The sequence below is a fragment of the Micromonospora sp. SL4-19 genome (assembly GCF_047921475.1).
Lineage (GTDB): Bacteria > Actinomycetota > Actinomycetes > Mycobacteriales > Micromonosporaceae > Micromonospora.
Map to the genome: position 1 here is coordinate 87,179 of NZ_JBLROB010000011.1, position 20,876 is coordinate 108,054.

Consider the following 20,876-nt stretch of genomic DNA (forward strand, 5'->3'; position numbering starts at 1 on the left):
GGTCACGACCTCCCGGAGACGGTTGGCGATACGTCGAGCCTCGCCGACGCGACGCCGGCTGTCATGACACCCGTTAGGGGGTCGGCCGGTCGGTGGAAGCCTGTGACCGGTAGATGCCGATCTCCTCCGGCCGGACGAGTCCGTCCTCGATCGCCCGGGCGAGCAGCGCCGCCTTGGTGGCGGCCGGCCGGCCCGCCCGGGTGTACTTGATCCGCGCCCGGTCCACGTACTGCTTGACCGTGTGCTCACTGATCCGCATCCGGCGCGCCACCGACGCCTTCGACATCGACTGGAACCAGAGCAGCAGGGCCTCGCGTTCCTTGTCCGACAGGGCCGGCCGGTCCGGCCGGGGGTCGCCCACCATCGCCCCGGCCAGCGCCGGCGGCACGTACGGCCGGTCGCTCGCCGCGGCGAGCACGGTGGCCACGCAGTGCTCCCGGCCCTCGTGCTTCGCGAGGAACGCCACCGCGCCCGCATCCAGCGCGGCGAGCATGGTGCCCGGGTCGGTGTGCTCGGAGTAGACCACCACCCGCCGGCCGGCGGCGCTCAGCTCGGTCAGCTTGTCGATCACCATCCGCCCGTGCAGCCGCAGGTCGAGCAGAACCACCTCGGCCTCCGGGGCGGCCCGCAGCACCACGTCCGGATCGTCCCCGGTGGCCAGTACGCGCAGCCGTGGCTCGGTGGCCAGCCAGGAGCGCACCCCGTCGATCACCACCGGATGGTCGTCCACGATCGCCACGCCGATCGGCGGCCCGCCCGTCACGTCCTGCGCCACCGCGTCTGCGTCCATCTGATCTCCCCGTCCCGCTCGTGCCCGTGCTCCACCGGCCCGCTCCCGTCCCCGTCCGAGCCTGGCGGGCCCGTCGCGTCCGGTGCGTCGTGATCGGGGGTGACCAGGCTGACCACCACCTCGTCCGGGCCGGCGACCACGGTCAGCCGGGCCCACCCGCGGCCGTCGGCGAGCGCCGCGGTGAGTGGATCGGCCAGCCGTCGGCGTATCTCGACGGGCAGCTCCGGCGGGACCCCGATGGCGACCAGGTCGATCGGTAGGCCGTTGCGTTCCGCCAGGTCGGCGGCGGCCCGCAGCTCGTGCAGCAGCGGGTCGGGCACGTCGTCGGATTCGGCGATCAGCCGGCGCAGCCGCGCCGCGGCCAGCACGCACCGGCGGCGCACCTCCGGGTCGGCCGGGTCGGCCTCACCGGCGGCGATGGCGGCCAGCACCTCCTCGGCGGTGCCGCTGACCAGGGCGAGCCGCGCCCGCCGCTCCGCCCGGGCCTGTTCCGCCGCCACCCGTTCCGCCTCGACCGTCAGCGTGGCCGCGGCCGTGCCGGCCCGGTCCCGGGCCAGGGCGGCGATCACGGCGCCGCCGACGAAGACCGCGACGGGCAGCGAGGACGTGCCGTAGACGTACATCGCGTAACGGGCGAGGTCGGCCGAGGCGGTCGCGCCGTGAGCGAGCACCGCGGCGAGGGCGATCGCCGCGTGCGCGCCGAGCAGCGCCAGCAGCCACCTGACCGGGCGGCGCCAGAGCACCAGCAGGAAGAACCAGACCAGGCCGCCCCACGTCCAGTTCGCCGGGGCGAACAGCTGCTGGCCGTCCACCGCCGCGAAGATCGCCGCGTCGACCACCAGCAGCACCACCGCCATCCGCCGGGCGGGCGGCAGGCCACCGCGCAGCAGGCGTACGCCGGCCGCCACGCCGACCGCCGCGGTCACCAGCCAACCCGCGGCGAGCACGGCCGACCTGGCGGGCGAGGACCCGGCGCCGACCGACGCCGGCAGGTCGATCGCCAGGTGCCAGGCCAGCGCGATGATGACCGCCGCGATGCGGGCAGCCTGGTCGGAGGCGCTCGCCACCGCGCTCGCCGCCCGTCCGGCCGGCACCGTCCGGCCGGACCACTGCGCCCCGCCGGCCGGTTCCGTCCGGTCGGCCGGCGCGGAGGCCGCGGGGCTGGGCAGGCGGTTGACGCCGTCGAACGCCGCCCCCAGGTCAGTCGACACCGGTCCACTCCAGCCGAATCCGGGTGCCGGCACCAGGGGCGGAAGTCACGTCTGCCCGGCCCCCCACGGTGGCCATCCGCCCGATGATCGACTCGCGTAGCCCGTAGCGATGGGCGGGGACGGAGGCCGGGTCGAAGCCGGGGCCGTCGTCGGTCACCTCGACCACGACGGTGTCCGCGTCCCAGGCCAGGTGCAGCGTGGCGGCGGCGCCCGGCGCGTGCCGGACCACATTGGCCAGCGCGGCGGCGGCGCTGTCGGCCAGCGCACCGGCGACCTCTGCCGGCACCACGCACGGCGCGAGCGTCGCGGCCACCGGCAGCTCGGGCAGCCGGGCCAGGGCCGACCGCAGCCGGTCGTCCAGCGCCACCGGGCCGGTCGCCGGCGCCGACCTGGCGTCGGCCAGGGTGGCGAGGATACGCAGGTCCGCCGCGCACCGCTCGCGCAGCGCGGCCGACGGGCCGGGGACCGCACCGAGCCCGACCATGGTCAGCGTGCCGAGAAGGGTGTCGTGCAGGTCGCGGTTCTGCCGCCGCTCGGCCTCCCGGGCGGCACGTGCCACGACTGCCTCGCGGACCAGCCGCTGGTAGTCGGCGAAGGCGGCGTCGGCGCGCCCGACCCGGTGTCGCATCGCCGCGGTCAGCACCGCCGTGATGCCGGTCTGGACCAGCAGGGTCGTCGCGTGCGCCCGCGCCTCGACCGGGTTGCCGGCGGCGGTCGCGCCGGTCGCGTAGCCGGCGGTGACCAGCAACCCGGCCGGGACCGACCAGCGGGCCGGGGCGGTGGTCTGCGCGTTGATCACGGTGGTGCTGGCGAGCACCGCGATCCAGCTCACCTCGCCGGGCAGCACCTCCGGCGCGACCAGCCACGGGATCGCCAGCGCGGCCGCGGTGGTGAGCGCGACGTCGCCGGCCACCATCGGGCCGGTGGCCCCGTGCCGCAGCGCGCGGACGGCGTACCAGACCGACCAGGCGGTCAGCACGGCGACCGCCGGCACCAGCAGCGCCACCCGGACCGGCGGGGTGCGGACCGCCAGGGCCACCACCGCGCCGACCATGCCGCAGGTCAGCCGCAGCAGCGCCGGCAGGGTGGTGAAGACGAGGGTGAACGCGCCGCCGGCCGGCCGGTCCAGCGGGGTCGGCGGCGAGGTCGTGGGGGCGGCAACGACCGGCATCGGGGGAGTGTCCTTCCGGCAGCGACCGGGTCGGGTCCGCGCGGCCTAGATCGACGACGGAGAATAACACGCCGGGTCTCAACTGGTCACCTTCGGAATGCGGTGCGTCGCTGTGCCGATTCCCGATCCCCGGGCCGAGCCTCAGGCCGGTGCGACGGCGAGCAGGTGTGCGCTGGCCCCGAGCACCGCCGGGTCCTGCTCGAACGCCGCCGCGCAGGCCACCGCGTCGTGGAAGAGTTGATCGTCCGGGCCGGTGTCCAGCGCGTCCAGCAGCGGCCAGAGTGGACCCTCCACCCCGTACAGCCGGGGCACCGGCAGCCCGGTCGCCGTGAACTCCTCCACGACCTGCTCGGGCCGGTGGAAGTACGCCGTGGTGAAGCCGGTCTCCGGGTCGTTCACTCCGGTGGCGTACGCCCCGAGCAGGAGCCGGCGGGTGCGCTCGTCCACCCGGCCCTGCGCGGTCAGGTCGATCAGCGCCGCGTTGCGGCTGATCACCGCCCCGACCACCGGGCCGCCCGGCCGGGTCAGGCGGGCCGCCTCGCGCAGCGCGGCCACCTGGTTGCGTCTCGCCTCCAGGCGCCCCTGCGGCGTGCGGTGCAGCCGGTCCGCCTCGGCGAAGACCTCGCTGTAGTACCGCTGGATGTCCGGCTCGGCCGGTCGATGGTGTGGCATCCGTCGATGGTGGACGATGGTGTCGGGGAGGTCATTCGGGTTTCCACCAGCTGCCCCTGACGGCGGCCGGCGCTGGTCAGTTGACCGGCAGCAGCTTGGTGCCTCCACCCTTGATCGACCGGGTCAGCTTCTTGCCACCGGACCAGTGGAAGCAGCGGATCCCCCGGTCGCCTCGGGTCCACGCCTCCTCCGACGGCAGCCGGTACGTCGTGCCGGTGCGGTAGCGGAGCATGCCGTCGACCGGGACATTCGCGTACCGGGCGACGAGGGTGCGGCACTTCGCGTGGATGGCATCCTCGTCCCGGTCGGCGTCCGCGTATCGGCCGTCCGGTGCTTTCCACGAGCCGACGTACTCGAACTCGTGAGCCTTGGTGCAGGTAATCTGCTGGAAGTTGCCCCACTCGTCCTCGTTCAGGCAGCCGTACACCAGCGGCGACGCCCCCTTCAGCACGTCCCGCAGGCTGCTGGTGCGCTCGATCGGCTGGTCGTAGGGGCGGATCCGGTAGTTGCCACCGTCCGCCGTGTCGTTCGGCTCGAACACGTCGCACCGGAACCAGCGCGCGCCACCCGTCCAGCCGTTGGGCGACGGCGGCACGACCTGGATTGTCAGGCGGGCGCCCCGCCAGTCACCGCCGACGAACGCCGTCACCCTGGCGTCGCACTCATCGAAGGCGGGTCGGATCGCGGCGGACCCGACCGGTGGTGGGGCGGGCCGATCGGCGAGCGAACCGGTGAACGTGCCCAGATGGAAGGTCTCCACCAGGTGTGGCTGCCCGCAGTCGACCGGCTCGTAGCTGGTCAGGTAGCTGCTCTGGTTGGCGATGACGTGACAGTCGCCAGCCTTCGGGGCGAACTGCTCGGCCTGGCGAAGCGGGGGCCAGTTGGCGGTCAGATCACCCTCATGCCCCGTCAGCGACCCGCACCCGCTCACCGTCACCGCCATCACGGCGGCTACCGCTGCCAGCCCGTACCACCGTCGCATGTAGCCCTCCCGTGCGGGGAAGCATATGGCACCTACGATGCGAGCGGTGCTCGCAGCGTTGCATGATCCTTTTACCCTGCCGGCATGACATACCAACCGCCGATGGCTCAACCGCCGACGGCGCCGCCGAAGAAGAACACGACGCGGACAGTCCTCATCGTCGTCGGTGTCGTGCTTGCCCTCTGCTGCCTGGGCGGCACCGTCGGTGGCTTCTTCCTCTATCGCGCGGTGAAAGAGGCCACCGGTCCGGCCAGGACCACCGTGGACACCTTCGCCGGCGCACTGGTTACCCACGACTACCCGACCGCGTACGGGCAGCTCTGCGGTGAGTTGCGCGAGCGGTTCAGCCAGGACGACTTCGCCCGCCAGCAGTCCAACGGGCCGCTGGTGGACGAGTACGAGATCGTCGGCCTGAACGTCCAGAACAACAACGGCCGGGTGTTCGGGTCGGCGAGCGTGCGGTACACCGTGCGGCAGGGGATGCCCACCACGCAGACGTACGCCCTGACCAAGGAGGACGGGACCTGGCGGATCTGCCAGTGACCGCGGTGGGGCACCCCGACCGGGGGCCGGGCGGGCGGCCAGGCTGGATCCCCTCCGGCCTCCGCCTCACCCATTCCTCCGCCTGTCCTGCCGCGGGCATTCATCGGCTGCTCCGCGTCGATGGCTGGCGCCGGTCGGCGTCGGCGCGTTCGCGCAGCCAATCCAGGGCCGACTCGGCGTGCCGGAGCACCGAGATGTGGCCATCCTCGGGATAGCGGCGCAACTCGGCGGAGGGGCAGTGTCGGGCCAGCCATGCGCCATGTGCCGCCGGCAAGATCCCGTCCCGGTCACCGTGCAGCAGCAGGACCGGCGGTGTGACCTGCGCGGGTCGGAAGCCCCACGGCGAGACGTACGCGAGGTCGTCGTCGATCAGCCCGCCCGGCCCGGCCTTCATCGCCGGGCCGACGACGCTGTCGAACCAGGACCAGTCGCCGTGCAGCGCGGCCAGGTCGGCCGGGGTGAACTCCGGGTCGTACTCGACACCCGAGGTCTCGTACGCCTCCTTGGCCGACCGCCCCTCGGCGGCGGCGCGCAGCGACGCCACCCCGGACGGCACCATGCCCGCGAACCAGTCGAGCCCCTCCGCGTCGTAGGGGGCGAGCCCGGCGCCGCTCACCACCGCGACCACCCGGTCGGGCAGCAGCGCGCCGCAGGCCAGGGCGTGCGGGCCGCCGCCGGAGTGGCCCATCACCGCGAACCGCGAGATGCCCAGCGCGTCGGCCACCGCGGCGACATCGGCGGCGGCGGAGGCGATGTCCCGCCCGGGAACCGGCGTCGAGCCGCCGTAGCCGGGCCGGTCGTACGAGACCCAGCGGAGCCCGAGCCGGTCGGCGGCCGCGAAGAGGGGCGCCGGTGGCGCCCCGATGTTCGGCGTGCCGTGGTGCCAGAAGACGGCGAGCCGATCGTCGCCGCCGGTGTCGTAGACGTGCAGGCTGCGGCCGTCGCGTACGCGGAGGTCGGTTTTGGTCACCATGGCGCGGAGGCTAGTGACCGAGGGTGACAGGAAACCCGAGGGTGAAAGTGTCCAACTCCTCCGGCCATGGACCTTCGCCCGGTCGCGCCGCCGCCGCTCAGGCCGCGACGGCCCGCAGCCAGCCGAGCCGGTTCCCAGGTCAGCCGCTCTCGGCGGCAGCGCTGCGCGTGTTATGTTGGCAATGTTGGAGCCGAGCATACATTCCCACGGGAGGTTCCGATGGCCGTAACTCAGATTGATCTTGACGATGACGCGCTCGCCGAGGCGATGCGGCTGTCCGGCGCGAAGAGCAAGAAGGAGACCGTGAACCTCGCATTGCGCGAGTACGCGGCTCGGCATCGCCGCATCGCGGCGCTTGATCACTACGCGGCGGTCGCGCAAGGTTGGGATTACGAGGGTTGGCAGGAGATGCGCACGGCGGGCAAGGCCCCAGCTGCGTGATTCGATACCTGGCCGACTCGTCGGCCCTCTGGCGTCTCCTGCGTGAGCCGGCCGTGCGGGCATCCTGGGCGGACGTGATCTCCGACCACGCGATCGGGTCCTGCCAACCACAGCGCACCGAGTTTCGGCGCTCGGCTCGCAACCTGGATGAGTACGAGCAGATGACCGCGATGTTCGTTGATCTGTATCCCGATGTCGCGGTTCCGAAGACGGCGTGGCAATGGGTGGAGTCGGCTCAGTACCGGCTACTGCGGGCCGGGGTGCATCGTTCGCTGTCCTGCGTGGATCTTCTGATCTGCGCGTGTGCGGCGGTCCGCGGTCTCGTGGTCCTGCATGACGACAACGACTTTGTTGCCGCCGCGCGGCACCTGCCGGATCTCGCCGAGCGACGGGTACAGGCCCTACCCGAGATCACATGACTCGATACGGCCCCTGAGAGCCGGCGCGGGCCGGCCACCGAGGGAGGCACCAACATGCGACTCACGATCACCACGTTCCTGACCCTGGACGGCGTCATGCAGGACGGACGAGCTGACCTGGTCGGGGTCGCAGCGCCTCGACGGCGACCTGGCCACCGCGGTCACCGAGCTCAAGAACCGCCCCGGTCGCGAACTGCAGGTGCATGGCAGCGGCGCGCTCGCCCGGTCGCTGATGCGGTTGGGGCTGATCGACACGTACCACCTGCTGGTCTTCCCCGTGGTCCTGGGCCGCGGACAGCGACTCTTCGCCGACGGCGTGCCGCCCGCCGGCCTGCTGCTGGCCGACACCCGCACCTCGGCCAGCGGGGTGGCGATGCTGACCTACGACAGCGCCGGCGCGCCCACCTTCGGCACCGTCCAGGGGATGACGGCCGAACCCGGCGACCGCTTCCTAAGATCATCGAGGGCTGCTCGTCCGGCAACCGGGCGGACAGGCACATGCGGAGGGGGCGGCGATGACAACACGAACGGGGATGCGTCGGCAGGCCGGGTTGACCGCGTTGTACCTCGGGGTCTTCGCGACCCTCTGGTTCAGCGTGCCGAAGGCGGATCCGCCGTGGCACACGTTGCTGGTCGTCGGCAGTGTGGCAGCCCTGGTGATCGCGGTCACCGGTGCCGTCGTCGCCGCACGCTCCCGTGATGCCGGCGCGCCGCGCGACCGCGCCGCCGACCGGCGTTACCTGCTCATCGTCGGCGCGGAGTTCGCGGCGGCGGGGCTCGGGGCCTGGTTGCTGGGGCTCGCCGGCTGGTCGGCGTTCATTCCGGTGCTGGTCAGTGCCATCGTCGGCGCGCACTTCGTGCCGCTGGCACCGGTGCTGCGCGATCCCCTGCTGAAGCCGCTCGGCGGGGCGGTGTGCCTCGTCGCGCTGGCCGGCCTCGTCGTCGGGCTCGCCTCGTCCGTGCCGGCGGGGCTGGTCGTCGGCACCGGCACCGGGCTGCTGCTGCTCGGCTACGCGATCATGGCGCTGGGCCGGGCGCGGCTGCCCGCCGGCTGACTGTTCCCCAGCGGAAGACCTGCGGGCGGACTGCTCGGTGGGCTGCCAGTGCGGGGACCGCGCGAATGGGGCTGATGGGCTTACGGTGCGCGAGACGGGGACCGGCCGGGGGAGGACGTCATGTCGGCCCAGCGAACGGTGTTGGTCGTTCCGGGCAGCGGTGGCTGCTGGCACCTGCCCCACCAGCTGTTCGCGGTCGACGCGGCACGGTTGCGTGGCGCGCAGGCGCACTACGTGTCGTGGCGGGGCGAGGTGCCACCCGAGCCGGAGGCCCGGGGTCCGTGGGCGGTCGAGCAGATAGCGGCGGTGCTGCGTGGACTGCCCCAGCCGTTGATCATCGCCAACAGCCTCGGTACCCTTGCCGCAGATCTCGCCGCCGAGCATGGGCTGCCGGCGATCTGGATCACGCCGTTGCTGCACCGTCCGGAGGTGGTCGAGGGTCTTCGCCGGGCCGGCGCGCCATGCCTGCTGATCGGCGGTACGGCGGACAGCAGTTGGCACCCGGGGCTTGCTCGCGAGCTGTCGCCGTACGTGTTCGAAGTGGAGGGCGCCGACCACGGGCTTCGCGTGCCGGGACCACTCGCGAGGTCGGCGGTGGTGCTGGGCGAGATGGCCACGGCGGTAGAGGACTTTCTTGACCGGATTCTCTGGCCGACGATGCATCGGTAGCGCACTGACCACGAACACCTGAGGGAGCCCGGCATGGGGCAGTTGTCAGACCCGTCCGCGATTCTCGCCGAGCGGTACCACTTGGAACTGGTGGTTCGCGAACGCCGGCCGTCACAGGGTTGGTAGTCGCCAGGTGAATCCAGGACCGTCGTTCGAACCCTACGAGTACGTGGTGTGGTTTCGGGATCCCGCACGGCCCGCCGATGACGAGGACTACGAGTGGCCTGCCGTCTTCATCGTTGCGGCGCCAAGCGCTGGGCAGGCTCAGTCGTGGGGCGACCACCTGGCGAAGGACAGGGCCGCCCGTGCTGGGGAGATCTTTCTGCGCTCGACCGTCGAACCGTGCGCTCAGCCGGAGCCCCGTCGGCGCGGATTTCTACGCCGGCTCGGGCGCAGGAAGGACAGGCTGCGGGTCGTGCCGTACGGCGTTGAGGTATCTGACGACGAGGTGGGCTGGTGAGTCTCGGCCCGTTTTGCGGGCCGTCGGTGTCACCTCGCCTACGCCTGGGAGACCACATCCGTGCGCTTGCGATACAGCACGCAACGGCGTAAGGGACCCTCGTCCACGTCGGGGTCGTCAAAGTCCTCACTCGGGTTCGTGGTCATGCCAATCCGGCGCATCACCGCCTGCGAACGCAGGTTCGTCCTGGTGGTTACCGCCAAGATTTCGGTCAACCCGACCTTGTCAAAGCCGTATCGCAACACGGCGAGCGCCGCCTCCGTGGCGTATCCGTGCCCCCACGCCCACCGGGCCAGTCGCCAGCCAGCCTCCACGCCGGTGAACGGCATGCCCTCGTCCACCACGTCCAGGCCGGCGAACCCGACGAATTGCGGTGTGTCGCGGACCTCCACAGCCCAGAAGCCGAACCCGTTCCGGTCCAGATCCTCCTGGAAGCTGCGCATCGAGGCCGCGGCCTGCGCCGGAGTGAGTAGCGGCCCGAGGTGCTCCCGGACCTCCGGGTCGGCGTTCATGGCCGTCCACGGTGACAGGTCGGAGTCCCGCCAGCCCCGCAGGACGAGCCGCTCAGTCTCGATCTCCACCATCCGGCGAACCTATGCAACCCCGCCGGAGCTCGGCAACAGCATTGTCCGAGCCCGGCCGCCACGCTGCTCCCGTCCCCTGTAAAAGGGCCGTGGTGACTGACTGGTGCGCCCGGCAGGATTCGAACCTGCGGCCTTGGGATTAGAAGAAGATCAGGGATGGATGGTCGGGCGGCTCTGTCCCTGGTCAGGTCGTCCGTGGTTGTCGGGCGGCGTCGGCCTCAGTGGGCAGGCTTGGCCGTACGGCTGGCTGTACAGCCAATGCCGCACCTCATGATCCGCAACGGTCGCTGTCGACCGTTCCTAGAGGCAGATCCAGCAGTAGATGCTTTCCCCGCTCGTGCGTGCTCTGCGGGCCAGCCCAACAAGCTCCCGCAAACGCGGCAGCATGACCTCCGGCTGCGTGTCGCTGTAGTAGGACAGCTCCTCGATGTGTGACCACCGCTCGGCCAGGCCCGGCAAGCGGTCGTCCGGGATTTCGGCAAGCGCATCCCGGGCGCGCTCGCTCAGTACGACGACCCAGGGTCCTTCGTACTCAGGGTCCTCGCCAGCGCCGTCCGGCCAGATAAGTCGCTCCCCGATCAGGTCGGTGGCCCATGGCACGTCGAGAGCGAATGAGACGACCTTGCCGAGGACTACGCGCGGATCGATCCCCTTGCCGTCCACGGCATCCACGGCGGGAGGATCTTCCTCTCGCACCACAGGGCCGCCGTCGGTCGCGGCTATCAGCTTTGCTACAGCCTCGTCGTCAGAAGCACGGAAGTAGTCGTAAAGAACACCCACAGAAGCCTCCCGATCGGCTGCCATGCCGCCACTTGTAGGGCGACCGAGGGTACCTATGAGCCGGCCGTGAGGGGAGGCTGGTAGCCCTCAGGTGCCCGGCGAGGTGATCCGCCCCTGGCCGATCTCAGTCAGCGTCGCAGCGCTACAAGCGTCACGACAAGCGGTGGAAGCGGTACGAGAAGCAGTTGCCCGACCACCGGGTCCAGATCGACGTGAAATTCATCGAACCCATCGCCTCAGCCGGCGGCGGGCTACCAGTATTTGCCGCAGGCCGGATCGAGCTTGTTGACCGCGCCCTCCAGGGCGCCGGTGTCGCTCGCCACGTTCAGGAGCCCTTCCACGTTGGCGGGCTTGATCGAGCGGATCTTGGTGTGCTTCAGGCCCGCGGCCACGGCGAGCGCCCTGAAGTTGCTCCGCAGCGTGCGGTCGGTCTGCGCGGCGGCCACGTTGTTCGCCGCCGCCTCGAGGTTGACCAGCCGCGTGACCGTCTCCGCCTTGGCGGAGGCGATCTCGTCCTCCGCGGTGGCACTGGTGGCGATCGCGCCCAACGTGACCAGGCCGGCGAGGGCCTTCTCCAGTGGACCCTTGACGGCGGTGCAGGCCGCCTTGTTGCTCGTGGTGGCCGCTTGCGTGGCCTTCTTGGTCGTGGGCGTCGCAGGGGCCGCCGAGGGCCGCGGGGTCCCCGAGGACCGTGGGGTCGGCGAGGGCTTGGGTGCGCGGCTCGGTGTGGCCACCGGCGCCGCCGTGGGCGTGGGGGTGGGCGAGCCCGTGGAGGCACTCGCCTCCGCGGCGGTGGGCGTGCCCGGCAGCTCGGAGGCGCCGTCACACGCCGAAGCGGCGAGCAGCATTGCCGCGACCACTACGCAGAGCCCGAACCGGCGCACCATCAACGTCGCATCCCATCTCACGATCTTCGCCGAGCCGAGACGATACCTGGCCGACAGGTGCCAAACATCAACCGAAGCCGCAGCGTCAACCATCAAGCGGCGCAGGACAAATGCCCCCTCGACCGAGCGCGGCAAACCGCCGACGAGGGATTGCGGTGGTGCGCCCGGCAGGATTCGAACCTGCGGCCTTGGGATTAGAAGTCCCCTGCTCTATCCGCTGAGCTACGGGCGCGCGTCGACGATGTCGCGCCAAGAGGGTACCGCCGCCGGGCGTCCCGGGAGAACGGGTGGTCGCGGCCACGTCGGTGCTCAGGGTCGCACGTGGCACCCGGCATTGGCACCCCGGTAACGGCCCGCCCCGCGCGCGCCCGGTCCGGTCCGTACGCTCGGCGTCGTGCTGCTCGATCAGGAAACCGAGAACGAGATCGTCTACGAGCTGTGCCAGTTGTTCGGGCGGGCCATCCTGCCGGTGACCCAGTTCGACCGCCCCGGTGCCCCCGGCGACGGCTTCGGCACCGCCTTCTTCCACACGGAGCTGGTCGGTGCCACGGACGACGGGGACGTGCTGCACGAGTGGCTGCTCAGCGCGGACGTGGCCACCCGGGCGCCGTACGGGGAGATCGGTCTGCGGCCGAGCGTCACGGAGCCGGCGGACGCGGCGTCGGACGGCATCCTGATGCCCGACTTCGCCGGCCAGTGGCTGCACCTCCCGGAGGTCGGCGTGGCCGCCATGCCCACCGGCGGGCTGCACGGGCACGCCGAGGACCGGGGCTGGCGGTGGCGCACCCAGCAGGTGACCGACGCGGTGGCCGCGCGGGCCGACGCGATCGCCCTCGTGGGCGCGGAGCCGAGCTCGGCGTTCGTGCTGGCGTTGGGCGTCGCCGACGACGGGTCGCGACCGCTGGAGGCGACGATCGAGCGGGTGGTCCGGGACGGCGACGAGCTGCGGCTCACCACCGAGCTGCCGGCGGGGTACGTCGGCGCGCCGGTGTTCGGCGTCGAGGCGCGCCCCGAGGGAGAGGTCGCCCTGCGCTGCCTCGGTCTGGTGCTACCCGGTAACGGTGGGGGTCACCCGCTCGCGACGTTCGACCGGATCAGGTCGGCTCTCGCCGAGGCGACCGCCGGCTACCGCTGACCCGCCGGCTCAGCCCTCGGCGGTGGCGCCGGCCCGGTCGTCGGCCGGCCGCCGCGCGGCGGGCGGGCCGTCCGGCTCCGGGGCGGTCGGTCCGGCGCCGAGGAACGCCTCCGCCCACCGCCCGGCCTCGGCGAAGACCCTTTCCCGTACGGCGGGACCGGAGAGCGTGAGGTCGTGCAGCCCGCCGTCGAAGCGGGCCAGGGTGACGTGCCGGCCGAGCCGGGGCGCCCAACGCACCATGTGCCCCACGTCCAGCACCGCGTCGGCGAGGGTGGCGGACTCGTGCCACTTCGTGCCCCGGTAGCTGCGGGTGGAGCAGGCCAGCAGCGCTGGCACTTGGATGTCCAGCCCGGCCCGGAGCTGCCGCTGGCCGGCGCGGATCGCGTTGATCCAGCCGGCCCGCACCGGGAACCCGGCGAGCGGCTTCCAGGCCAGGTCGTACCGCCACTCGCCGCGGTGGTCGGCGTGCAGGCTCTCGCCGTACACGGTGCCGAGCCCGAACGGGAGGATGCGGTGCGGCGCCCGGCGGCCCAGCCGGGAGACGGCGGCCGCGAGAGGTCGACGGACCACCCAGGGGGCGTTGATGTCGAAGAAGGGGCTGTTGAGGAAGAGGCCGTCGACCAGGCCGGCTTCGCGGCGGGCGTGCGCCCAGAGCGAGATGATCAGGCCGCCGGTGGAGTGGCCCATGGCGAGCAGCGTGTCGTGCCCCTCGTCCGCGCGGATGATCTGCGCGGCGGCGTCCAGCTCCGGGAAGTATTCGCTCAGGTCGCGGCAGAAGTTCGGGGTCTGGTGCGGCAGCAGGCTGCGGCCGTATTTGCGCAGGTCGAGTGCGTAGAAGTCCCAGCCCCGCTCGGCGAAGAAGTCGGCGACGTGGGTCTGGAAGAAGTAGTCGACGAAGCCGTGCACGTAGAGCACCGCCCGGCCGGTGGGGCGCTCGGCCCGGCGGCGGACCAGGGTCGCGACGACCGGTCCCTCGTCGTCGGCGCCCAGGTCGATCGTCTGCCGCTCGTACGGCGGTCCCAGCACGTCGGGTTCCACGAACGCGACGGTACGCCGCGACGCTACCCGGCGGTAGCCCCCGCCCCCGTCCGCGCGCACCGCCACGGACGGGGGCGGGCGGATCTCACTCGGCCTCCGCGTCGGCCCGCTCGTCGGCCGGTCCCGCCTGGGCCGGCACGCCCTCGGGCTGGCCACTGTCGCGCAGGTGCTTGTTGTTGCGCGGCTCCTGCCGGGTCTTCGCGTCGTTGAGCCGGCGGCGCAGGTCGTCCCGGACGTCGTGCAGCGCGGCGTGCAGGTCCTCCTCGGCCGAGGTGGTGACGATCTTCTGGCGGCCCGCGATCCAGCACTCCAGGGTCACCTTCTGCCCCCGGGCGCCCCGGTCCTTGACCGACACCTCCAGCTCGGTGGCGTCGGCGTGGAACCCGGCGAGCCGGGCGTCCAGGGTCGCGAACTGCTCGGCGATCCAGTTCCGGTCGCCCTGGGAGAACCCGGTGCCGACCCGCAGGCACTCGGCCACGGTCGCGGGGTTCGCCACGGCGCTCATCGCCGGGCCTCGCGGACGTCGGTACGGGGTGCGCGGAAGGTCATCTCGCTGCCCTTTCTCTCGGTTGATCAACTCCATACCCGGTCGGGCTGCGTCCGGAACCCCTGGGCTTCGGCGTCCCGGCCGGCACTTCCGATCATGGTGCGCCGCAGGTCGCCGCCACAGGGGCCATGGTCCATAGCAGATGGGACCTTGATCAGGTGGTTGTCCACAGCCCGGCCCGTCGTCCACAGCCGCAGCCGGTGCGCCTGGCGACCGGGTCCCCGCCGGTCGAAGCTCGGCCCGACAAGCCGAGTGTCCCTGGGAGGGGCGATGTTCGATACGTACGTCACCATCGTCGGCAACGTGCTGACCGCGCCCGAGTGGCGCCGCACCACGCAGAGCAACACCCTGGTGGCCAACTTCAAGGTCGCCTCCACCGCGCGCCGCCTCGACCGGGACAGCGGTCGCTGGGTCGACGGGAACAGCCTGCGGGTGCGGGTCAACTGCTGGCGCAAGCTGGCCGAGGGGGTCGCCGCCTCGGTGATGGTCGGCGACCCGGTGGTCGTCGCCGGCCGGCTCTACACCCGCGACTGGACCGACGACGCCGGTAACCACCGCACCCTCTACGAGCTGGAGGCGGTCGCGGTCGGCCACGACCTGTCGCGCGGCCGGGGGCGGTTCCTGCGCAACCGGCCCGGCATGACCACCAGCACGGTCGAGGACGCCGAGGCGGAGCGCCGGGTGCATGGCGAGGCGACCGAGTCGGTGCCGGTCGCGCAGGCGCCGGCCTCGCTCGACGACCGGCCGTTCGACGACGAGTTCGAGCTGCCGGAGTTCGCCGTCGCGCGGGCCGGGCACGGGCTGCCGGGCGACCCGGACGGGCCGGCGGGTGACTTCGACGGGCTGGCCGACCCGTTCGACGAGCCGGCCGGCGGCGTCGATGACGACGACGAGCTGGCCGCCGAGCCCGGCGAGGGCACCGACGAGACGACCGGCGCCGGCGACGTCGAGGGTGTCACCCCAACCGGTCCCGCGCGGCGGGGTCGGCGGCGGACGCCGGTGCCCGCCTGAGCCACCGGTTCATTCATCGGAGGGCGGGGTGGCGACGCCGGCGTGGCCATCCCGCCGTACGACTAGGCTGGCCGGCCGGAGGTGGTGACGGGTGCGGCAGGCGACCGCCATGGCGAACGCGGCGGGACTGGTGGCGGGCTACGCCCTGGACTCGCTGTTCGGCGACCCCCGGCGGTGGCACCCGGTGGCCGGCTTCGGGCGGGCGGCCGGCGCGCTGGAGCAGCGGATCTACCGGCCGGACCGGGCAGCCGGGGCGGCGTTCACCACGCTCGCCGTCGGCGCGCCGGTGCTGCTCGGTGTCGCCGCCACGCTCGCTACCCGGCGCCGGCCGCTGGCGCGCGCGGCGCTGGTGGCCGCCGGCACCTGGACCGTGCTGGGCGGCCGTACGTTGCGGCACGAGTCGACCGTGATGGCCCGCGCGCTGCGCGACGGTGACCTGCCCGCTGCCCGCCGCCGACTCAACCACCTCTGCGGCCGGGATCCGGCGGCGCTGGACGAGCCGGAGCTGGCCCGGGCCACCGTCGAGTCGGTCGCCGAGAACACCTCCGACGCGGTCGTCGCGCCGCTGGTCTGGGGTGCGGTCGCCGGGTTGCCCGGCCTGCTCGGCTACCGGGCGGCGAACACGCTCGACGCGATGGTCGGCCACCGCTCGCCCCGCCACGCCCGCTTCGGCACCCCGGCCGCCCGCCTGGACGACCTGCTCAACCTGGTCCCGGCCCGGCTGACCGGGCTGCTCACCATCGCGGTCGCGCCGACCGCCCACGGGGACCGGGGAGCCGCCTGGCGGATCTGGCGCAGGGATCGCAACGACCACCCGAGCCCGAACGCCGGCCAGTGCGAGGCGGCGATGGCCGGTGCGCTCGGCGTCCGGCTGGGCGGGCGCAACGTCTACTTCGGGCGCTCCGAGACGCGGCCGTTCCTCGGCGACGGACCCCGACCCGAGGCGCGGCACCTGAAGCGGGCCGCCCGGATCTCCGGCGCGGTCGGTCTGGCCGCGCTCGGCCTCGCCGCGGCATACCCGCTGACCGTCGGTCGCCTGGTCAACGCCGCCGGTCGGTCCGTGTTGCACCGGGCCGTGGGCGGCGGAGCCCCGCGCCGGGCCGTGGGCGGCGGAGTCCTGGGCCGGGCCGTGGATGGGGCGAGCCTCGGCAGGTCCGTGGCCAATGACGTCGGGGTGGCCGGCGGCCGGGCGCGGCGGGGGAGCGGACGATGAGCGGCGGGCTGCTGGTCGCCGGCACCACCTCGGACGCGGGCAAGAGCGTGCTCACCGCCGGCATCTGCCGGTGGCTGCGCCGCCGGGGCGTGCGGGTGGCGCCGTTCAAGGCGCAGAACATGTCCAACAACTCGGCGGTGGTGGTCGGCCCGGACGGGCGCGGCGGCGAGATCGGCCGCGCCCAGGCGATGCAGGCCGCCGCCTGTGGGCTCGCCGCGGACCTGCGCTTCAACCCGGTGCTGCTCAAGCCGGGCAGCGACCACGCCAGCCAGGTCGTGCTGCTGGGCGAGGCGGTCGACACGGTCACCGCCGGCAACTGCCGCCAACTGCGTCCCCGGCTCGCCGAGACCGCGTACGGGGCGCTGGCCGAGCTGCGGGCCGCGTACGACGTGGTGATCTGCGAGGGTGCCGGCAGCCCGGCCGAGATCAACCTGCGGGCCGGTGACTACGTGAACATGGGGCTGGCCCGGCATGCCGGGCTGCCCGCCATCGTGGTCGGCGACATCGACCGGGGCGGGGTGTTCGCCTCGATGTTCGGCACCGTCGCCCTGCTCGACCCCGCCGACCAGGCCCTCGTCGCCGGCTTCGTGATCAACAAGTTCCGGGGCGACCTGGGGCTGCTCCAGCCGGGGCTGGACATGCTGCACCGGGTCACCGGCCGACCCACGTACGGGGTGCTGCCCTGGGCGCTCGACCTCTGGCTGGACGCCGAGGATTCGCTCGCGTACGGCCGGGTCCTCGGCCGGCCGGCGGCGCCCCGGGGCACCGACTGGCTCGACGTGGCGGTGGTCCGACTGCCCCGGATCAGCAACGCCACCGACGTCGAGGCGCTCGCCACCGAGCCGGGGGTGCGGGTGCGACTGACGATCGAGCCGGCCGAGCTGGCCGCCGCCGACCTGGTGGTGCTTCCCGGCTCCAAGTCGACCGTGGCCGACCTGGCCTGGCTGCGGGAGACCGGCCTGGCCGACGCGATCACCGCACACGCCGCCGCCGGGCGGCCGCTGCTCGGCATCTGCGGCGGGTTCCAGATGCTGGCCCGGGCCATCCACGACCCGGTGGAGAGCGGCCAGGGCAGCGTCCCCGGGCTCGGGCTGCTGCCCGTCGAGATCACCTTCGACCCGCACAAGACGGTCGGCCGCGCCACCGGCACGGCCGCCGGCGACGTCCCGGTCCACGGGTACGAGATCCACCACGGCGTCGTCTCCGCAGCCGATCCGGGCCTGCCGTCGCTGCTGCGGTACGCCGACGGCACCGGCGAGGGCGCCCGGCTCGGGGCGGTGCACGGCACCCACTGGCACGGGGCCTTCGAGTCCGACGAGTTCCGCCGCCGGTTCCTCACCGAGGTAGCCCAGCTGGCCGGGCGCACCGGCTTCAAGGTCGCCCCGGACACCGTGTTCGCCGCCGCGCGCGAGCGGACCCTGGACCTCCTCGGCGACCTGGTCGAGGAGCACCTGGACACCGACGCCCTGTGGCGGCTGATCGAGTCCGGCCCGCCGCCGGCCCTGCCGTTCATTCCGCCCGGCGCGCCGGCCGTCTGACGACCCGGCACCGGCCTCGGCCGCCGGTCGGCGCGCTCAGTACCGCACGTCGGCGGGGCGGTCCGACATCGGCAGTCCTGCCTCCCGCCAGCCCTGCACGCCCCCGATCATGTCCGTGGCCCGGCGCAGGCCCAGCGCCTGGAGGCTGGCGGCGGCCAGGCTGGAGCTGTAGCCGTCGCAGCACACCACCACGATCTCCCGGTCGTACCCGGTCGCCTCCGGGATGCGCCACGCGCTGGCCGGGTCCAGTCGCCACTCCAGAACGTTCCGGTCGATGACGATCGCACCGGGCAGTTCGCCCTGCTCTCGTCGCCGCGCCACGGTACGCGTGTCGACCAGCAGCGCACCGTGGCTGACCGCCTCGACGGTCTCGTGCGGGCTGAGCCGGCGGAGCCCGGCCCGGGCCTGTTCCAGCAGGGCGTCGACGCCCGGAGTCATCACGTCATGGAGCACCACCCGATGATGCCCGGCGGGGACGTCGGCCCGCCCGGCGAATGGCCCGCTGAACCGCAGGATCCAGCGAAGGAGGGACGCTCGCCGACCGTGGACGGCGCCGGTGGCGGGCGGTCGATCGGCTCCCCGGCGGTCGGCGCTACCGTCGACCGCGTGACGGTGGCGGTGGCGGTGGTCGAGGCGTACTCCGGGCTGGCCCGGCAGGTGCTCGCCGGGGCGGCGCGGCTGGGGCGTACCCGACTGGTCGCGGTCGACGGGCCGAGCGGCGCCGGCAAGTCCGTCTTCGCGGCGCGCCTCGCGGGGGCCGTCGCCGCGCTGTCCGGCGGCGATCAGCCACCGGTGGTCCGGACCGACGACCTGCTGGACGGCTGGGAGGACCAGTTCACCTTCTGGCCCCGGCTGGAGCGGTGGGTGCTCGCGCCGGTACGCGCGGGTCGACCCGGCGCCTACCGGCGGTACAGCTGGGAGCGGCGGTGCTTCCTGGACCGGGAGATGCCGGTGCCCGCGGGGCCGGTGCTCATCGTGGAGGGCGTGAGCGCCGCACGTGCCGCGATCCGGCCGGAGCTGACCCTGTCGGTCTTCGTCACCGCACCGGCGCCATTGCGGCTGTCCCGGGCACTTGCTCGCGACGGCGCGGAGATCCTGCCTGAGCTGCGCCGCTGGCACGCCGGGGAGCGGACGCATTTCGCGGTCGACGACACCGAAGCCGCGGCCGACCTCGTGGTCGATGCCGCCCCCAGCCTGCCCCACGACCCCGACCGCTACTACGTCCGCCGCCGCTGACCGGGCCGGCCGTGCGGCGGTAACCGGGCGGACCGCTGGCGGGTGTCCGAGGCGGCGGGTGGCCTCGGGGGTGGCCTGCGGTAAGGCCGACATACGATGCCGGTCATGACCACACCGATCCTGTCCGAGTCCGAGGTACGGGCCGCCGTCGAGCGTGAACTGCCCGGAGTCCGTGCCGACCTGGAACGCCTCGTCCGTATCCCGGGCATCGCCTTCGAGGGCTTCGACCACTCGCACGTGGAGCGCTCCGCCGAGGCCGTGGCGGAGCTGCTGCGCGGCTGCGGCCTCGACACGAAGATCGTGCGTTCCGGCGGGCAGCCGGCGGTGATCGGGAAGAAGCCGGCCCCGCCCGGCGCGCCCACCGTCCTGATGTACGCCCACCACGACGTCCAGCCGGTCGGCAACCTTTCGCTCTGGCTGTCCGACCCGTTCGAGCCGGTGGAGCGGGACGGCCGTCTCTACGGCCGGGGCGCCGCCGACGACAAGGCCGGCATCATGGCGCACGTCGCCGCGCTGCGCGCGTTCGGCGACCAGCTCCCGGTCGGCGTGGTCCTCTTCATCGAGGGCGAGGAGGAGTACGGCTCGGACTCGCTGGAGCGGCTGCTCGCCGAGCACCGCGAGGAGCTCGCCTCGGACGTCATCGTGATCGCCGACTCGACCAACTGGGACGTCGGCGTGCCCGCGCTGACCACCTCGCTGCGCGGCATCGTCAACTGCTTCGTGGAGGTGCGCACCCTCGACCACGCCGTGCACAGCGGCATGTTCGGCGGTGCCGTGCCGGACGCCCTCACCGCGCTGGTCAAGCTGCTCGCGACGCTGCACGACGACGCCGGTGACGTGGCGGTCGAGGGGCTGGTCGGCCGGGCGGGCGCCAGCGTCGACTACCCGGAGGACCGGTTCCGTGCCGAGGCCGGGCTGGTCGCCGAACTCTTCGGCACCGGCCGGATCACCGAGCGGCTCTGGACCAAGCCGGCCCTCGCGGTGCTCGGCATTGACGCCCCGGCCACCGCCGAGGCCCCGAACGCGCTGGTCCCGTCGGCCAAGGCCAAGCTGAGCGTACGGCTGGCGCCGGGCGACGACCCGAAGCAGGCGTACGCCGCGCTGACCGCCCACCTGGAGAAGCACGCCCCGTGGGGCGCCGACGTGACGGTGACCTTCGAGCACGACGGTGCCCCCTGCGTCATCGACGCCACCGGGCCGATGTTCGAGGCGGCGCGGGAGGCCTTCCGGGGTGCCTGGGACGGCACCGACCCGGTCGACATCGGCGTCGGCGGCTCGATCCCGTTCATCGCCACCTTCCAGGAGATGTTCCCGGAGGCGGCGATCCTGGTGACCGGCGTGGAGGACCCGCACGCCCGGGCGCACGGGCCGAACGAGAGCCTGCACCTGGGCGAGTTCGCCCGGGTCTGCCTGGCCGAGGCGCTGCTGCTGGCCAAGGTCGCCGAGACGGGCACACACCGGAACTAGCGGGCGTCGGAACCGTAACTTCGTCGCCGGTGTCGGAGTTTGCGGTGTGTCGGG

General features: G+C 73.1%; 21 protein-coding genes, 1 tRNA gene and 3 pseudogenes. 12 read left to right on the forward strand and 13 right to left on the reverse strand.

Annotated elements, in window-relative coordinates; translation table 11 throughout:
* Window positions 1-73: 73 nt before the first annotated feature.
* From ACNAVT_RS16510 to ACNAVT_RS16530, 5 genes are all read right to left on the reverse strand, one after another.
* Window positions 74-790: a response regulator gene (locus tag ACNAVT_RS16510; RefSeq protein WP_416297203.1), complete on the reverse strand. Its 717-nt coding sequence runs from the start codon at window positions 788-790 to the stop codon at window positions 74-76.
* Entirely contained in the window at window positions 760-1,884 is a 1,125-nt protein-coding gene (locus tag ACNAVT_RS16515; protein WP_416297318.1) for a hypothetical protein, read from the reverse strand. Before ACNAVT_RS16515 ends, ACNAVT_RS16510 begins: the two co-directional genes overlap by 31 nt.
* A gap of 106 nt (window positions 1,885-1,990) precedes the next feature.
* On the reverse strand, window positions 1,991-3,172 hold the full coding sequence (locus ACNAVT_RS16520) for a sensor histidine kinase (RefSeq protein ID WP_416297205.1): 1,182 nt from the start codon (window positions 3,170-3,172) through the stop codon (window positions 1,991-1,993).
* A gap of 141 nt (window positions 3,173-3,313) precedes the next feature.
* Window positions 3,314-3,844, reverse strand: coding sequence for a hypothetical protein (locus ACNAVT_RS16525; protein ID WP_416297207.1), 531 nt, complete (start codon window positions 3,842-3,844; stop codon window positions 3,314-3,316).
* A 76-nt stretch (window positions 3,845-3,920) separates the two neighbouring features.
* Complete coding sequence (locus ACNAVT_RS16530; RefSeq protein ID WP_416297208.1) at window positions 3,921-4,826, reverse strand: septum formation family protein; 906 nt, start codon at window positions 4,824-4,826, stop codon at window positions 3,921-3,923.
* An 84-nt stretch (window positions 4,827-4,910) separates the two neighbouring features.
* On the opposite strand from ACNAVT_RS16530, the gene ACNAVT_RS16535 reads away from it, so the two are divergent.
* Window positions 4,911-5,369, forward strand: a complete 459-nt coding sequence (locus ACNAVT_RS16535; protein WP_416297210.1) for a hypothetical protein — start codon at window positions 4,911-4,913, stop codon at window positions 5,367-5,369.
* A 100-nt stretch (window positions 5,370-5,469) separates the two neighbouring features.
* Here ACNAVT_RS16535 and ACNAVT_RS16540 read toward each other — a convergent pair whose 3' ends face one another.
* Entirely contained in the window at window positions 5,470-6,342 is an 873-nt protein-coding gene (locus ACNAVT_RS16540; protein WP_416297211.1) for an alpha/beta fold hydrolase, read from the reverse strand.
* A gap of 219 nt (window positions 6,343-6,561) precedes the next feature.
* On the opposite strand from ACNAVT_RS16540, the gene ACNAVT_RS16545 reads away from it, so the two are divergent.
* From ACNAVT_RS16545 to ACNAVT_RS16565, 5 genes and pseudogenes are all read left to right on the forward strand, one after another.
* A complete protein-coding gene (locus tag ACNAVT_RS16545) occupies window positions 6,562-6,783 on the forward strand; it encodes a type II toxin-antitoxin system VapB family antitoxin (protein ID WP_416297212.1) in 222 nt (73 codons plus the stop codon).
* Window positions 6,780-7,202 (forward strand): PIN domain-containing protein, encoded by a 423-nt coding sequence (locus tag ACNAVT_RS16550; protein ID WP_416297214.1) that lies wholly within the window; start codon window positions 6,780-6,782, stop codon window positions 7,200-7,202. Before ACNAVT_RS16545 ends, ACNAVT_RS16550 begins: the two co-directional genes overlap by 4 nt.
* Window positions 7,203-7,350: 148 nt before the next feature.
* Window positions 7,351-7,554 (forward strand): annotated as a pseudogene (locus ACNAVT_RS16555) (dihydrofolate reductase family protein); the annotation flags it as partial.
* Between the two features lie 163 nt (window positions 7,555-7,717).
* Entirely contained in the window at window positions 7,718-8,257 is a 540-nt protein-coding gene (locus ACNAVT_RS16560; protein WP_416297216.1) for a hypothetical protein, read from the forward strand.
* Between the two features lie 120 nt (window positions 8,258-8,377).
* Window positions 8,378-8,926, forward strand: coding sequence for an alpha/beta hydrolase (locus tag ACNAVT_RS16565; RefSeq protein ID WP_416297218.1), 549 nt, complete (start codon window positions 8,378-8,380; stop codon window positions 8,924-8,926).
* A 498-nt stretch (window positions 8,927-9,424) separates the two neighbouring features.
* Here ACNAVT_RS16565 and ACNAVT_RS16570 read toward each other — a convergent pair whose 3' ends face one another.
* From ACNAVT_RS16570 to ACNAVT_RS16585, 4 genes are all read right to left on the reverse strand, one after another.
* Window positions 9,425-9,970: a GNAT family N-acetyltransferase gene (locus tag ACNAVT_RS16570; protein ID WP_416297220.1), complete on the reverse strand. Its 546-nt coding sequence runs from the start codon at window positions 9,968-9,970 to the stop codon at window positions 9,425-9,427.
* A 300-nt stretch (window positions 9,971-10,270) separates the two neighbouring features.
* Entirely contained in the window at window positions 10,271-10,750 is a 480-nt protein-coding gene (locus ACNAVT_RS16575; RefSeq protein ID WP_416297222.1) for a hypothetical protein, read from the reverse strand.
* 251 nt (window positions 10,751-11,001) lie between these two features.
* Entirely contained in the window at window positions 11,002-11,637 is a 636-nt protein-coding gene (locus tag ACNAVT_RS16580; protein WP_416297225.1) for a hypothetical protein, read from the reverse strand.
* A 156-nt stretch (window positions 11,638-11,793) separates the two neighbouring features.
* A tRNA-Arg gene (locus ACNAVT_RS16585) sits at window positions 11,794-11,869 on the reverse strand.
* 162 nt (window positions 11,870-12,031) lie between these two features.
* On the opposite strand from ACNAVT_RS16585, the gene ACNAVT_RS16590 reads away from it, so the two are divergent.
* The gene (locus ACNAVT_RS16590) at window positions 12,032-12,772 is read left to right on the forward strand and encodes a hypothetical protein (protein ID WP_416297226.1); all 741 of its coding nucleotides are present in this window, start codon (window positions 12,032-12,034) and stop codon (window positions 12,770-12,772) included.
* A gap of 9 nt (window positions 12,773-12,781) precedes the next feature.
* On the opposite strand, the gene ACNAVT_RS16595 is transcribed toward ACNAVT_RS16590, so the two are convergent.
* Window positions 12,782-13,810: an alpha/beta hydrolase gene (locus tag ACNAVT_RS16595; RefSeq protein WP_416297229.1), complete on the reverse strand. Its 1,029-nt coding sequence runs from the start codon at window positions 13,808-13,810 to the stop codon at window positions 12,782-12,784.
* 85 nt (window positions 13,811-13,895) lie between these two features.
* The gene (locus tag ACNAVT_RS16600; RefSeq protein ID WP_416297231.1) at window positions 13,896-14,315 is read right to left on the reverse strand and encodes an HPF/RaiA family ribosome-associated protein; all 420 of its coding nucleotides are present in this window, start codon (window positions 14,313-14,315) and stop codon (window positions 13,896-13,898) included.
* A gap of 312 nt (window positions 14,316-14,627) precedes the next feature.
* Between ACNAVT_RS16600 and ssb the strand changes: the two genes are divergently transcribed.
* The 3 genes and pseudogenes from ssb to ACNAVT_RS16615 all read left to right on the forward strand — a co-directional run.
* The gene (ssb, locus tag ACNAVT_RS16605) at window positions 14,628-15,368 is read left to right on the forward strand and encodes a single-stranded DNA-binding protein (protein WP_416297233.1); all 741 of its coding nucleotides are present in this window, start codon (window positions 14,628-14,630) and stop codon (window positions 15,366-15,368) included.
* A gap of 91 nt (window positions 15,369-15,459) precedes the next feature.
* Window positions 15,460-16,464, forward strand: a pseudogene (locus ACNAVT_RS16610) (cobalamin biosynthesis protein); the annotation flags it as partial.
* A 113-nt stretch (window positions 16,465-16,577) separates the two neighbouring features.
* Window positions 16,578-18,260 (forward strand): annotated as a pseudogene (locus ACNAVT_RS16615) (cobyric acid synthase); the annotation flags it as partial.
* On the opposite strand, the gene ACNAVT_RS16620 reads toward ACNAVT_RS16615, so the two are convergent.
* Complete coding sequence (locus tag ACNAVT_RS16620; RefSeq protein ID WP_416297319.1) at window positions 18,156-18,557, reverse strand: rhodanese-like domain-containing protein; 402 nt, start codon at window positions 18,555-18,557, stop codon at window positions 18,156-18,158. The pseudogene ACNAVT_RS16615 and the gene ACNAVT_RS16620 sit on opposite strands and share 105 nt — an antisense overlap.
* 174 nt (window positions 18,558-18,731) lie before the next feature.
* On the opposite strand from ACNAVT_RS16620, the gene ACNAVT_RS16625 reads away from it, so the two are divergent.
* The gene (locus ACNAVT_RS16625; protein ID WP_416297320.1) at window positions 18,732-19,355 is read left to right on the forward strand and encodes a uridine kinase family protein; all 624 of its coding nucleotides are present in this window, start codon (window positions 18,732-18,734) and stop codon (window positions 19,353-19,355) included.
* Between the two features lie 105 nt (window positions 19,356-19,460).
* A complete protein-coding gene (locus ACNAVT_RS16630; protein WP_416297235.1) occupies window positions 19,461-20,822 on the forward strand; it encodes a dipeptidase in 1,362 nt (453 codons plus the stop codon).
* The last annotated feature ends 54 nt before the right edge of the window (window positions 20,823-20,876 follow it).

Excerpts from the sequence above, each read along its gene's own strand:
- ACNAVT_RS16535 (WP_416297210.1), top strand. The coding sequence starts at position 4,911 with ATGACATACCAACCGCCGATGGCTCAACCGCCGACGGCGCCGCCGAAG.
- ACNAVT_RS16560 (WP_416297216.1), top strand. The coding sequence starts at position 7,718 with ATGACAACACGAACGGGGATGCGTCGGCAGGCCGGGTTGACCGCGTTG.
- ACNAVT_RS16525 (WP_416297207.1), bottom strand. The coding sequence starts at position 3,844 with ATGCCACACCATCGACCGGCCGAGCCGGACATCCAGCGGTACTACAGC.
- ssb (WP_416297233.1), top strand. The coding sequence starts at position 14,628 with ATGTTCGATACGTACGTCACCATCGTCGGCAACGTGCTGACCGCGCCC.
- ACNAVT_RS16580 (WP_416297225.1), bottom strand. The coding sequence starts at position 11,637 with ATGGTGCGCCGGTTCGGGCTCTGCGTAGTGGTCGCGGCAATGCTGCTC.
- ACNAVT_RS16520 (WP_416297205.1), bottom strand. The coding sequence starts at position 3,172 with ATGCCGGTCGTTGCCGCCCCCACGACCTCGCCGCCGACCCCGCTGGAC.
- ACNAVT_RS16630 (WP_416297235.1), top strand. The coding sequence starts at position 19,461 with ATGACCACACCGATCCTGTCCGAGTCCGAGGTACGGGCCGCCGTCGAG.
- ACNAVT_RS16600 (WP_416297231.1), bottom strand. The coding sequence starts at position 14,315 with ATGAGCGCCGTGGCGAACCCCGCGACCGTGGCCGAGTGCCTGCGGGTC.
- ACNAVT_RS16620 (WP_416297319.1), bottom strand. The coding sequence starts at position 18,557 with ATGACTCCGGGCGTCGACGCCCTGCTGGAACAGGCCCGGGCCGGGCTC.
- ACNAVT_RS16545 (WP_416297212.1), top strand. The coding sequence starts at position 6,562 with ATGGCCGTAACTCAGATTGATCTTGACGATGACGCGCTCGCCGAGGCG.
- ACNAVT_RS16530 (WP_416297208.1), bottom strand. The coding sequence starts at position 4,826 with ATGCGACGGTGGTACGGGCTGGCAGCGGTAGCCGCCGTGATGGCGGTG.
- ACNAVT_RS16510 (WP_416297203.1), bottom strand. The coding sequence starts at position 790 with ATGGACGCAGACGCGGTGGCGCAGGACGTGACGGGCGGGCCGCCGATC.
- ACNAVT_RS16565 (WP_416297218.1), top strand. The coding sequence starts at position 8,378 with ATGTCGGCCCAGCGAACGGTGTTGGTCGTTCCGGGCAGCGGTGGCTGC.
- ACNAVT_RS16540 (WP_416297211.1), bottom strand. The coding sequence starts at position 6,342 with ATGGTGACCAAAACCGACCTCCGCGTACGCGACGGCCGCAGCCTGCAC.
- ACNAVT_RS16570 (WP_416297220.1), bottom strand. The coding sequence starts at position 9,970 with ATGGTGGAGATCGAGACTGAGCGGCTCGTCCTGCGGGGCTGGCGGGAC.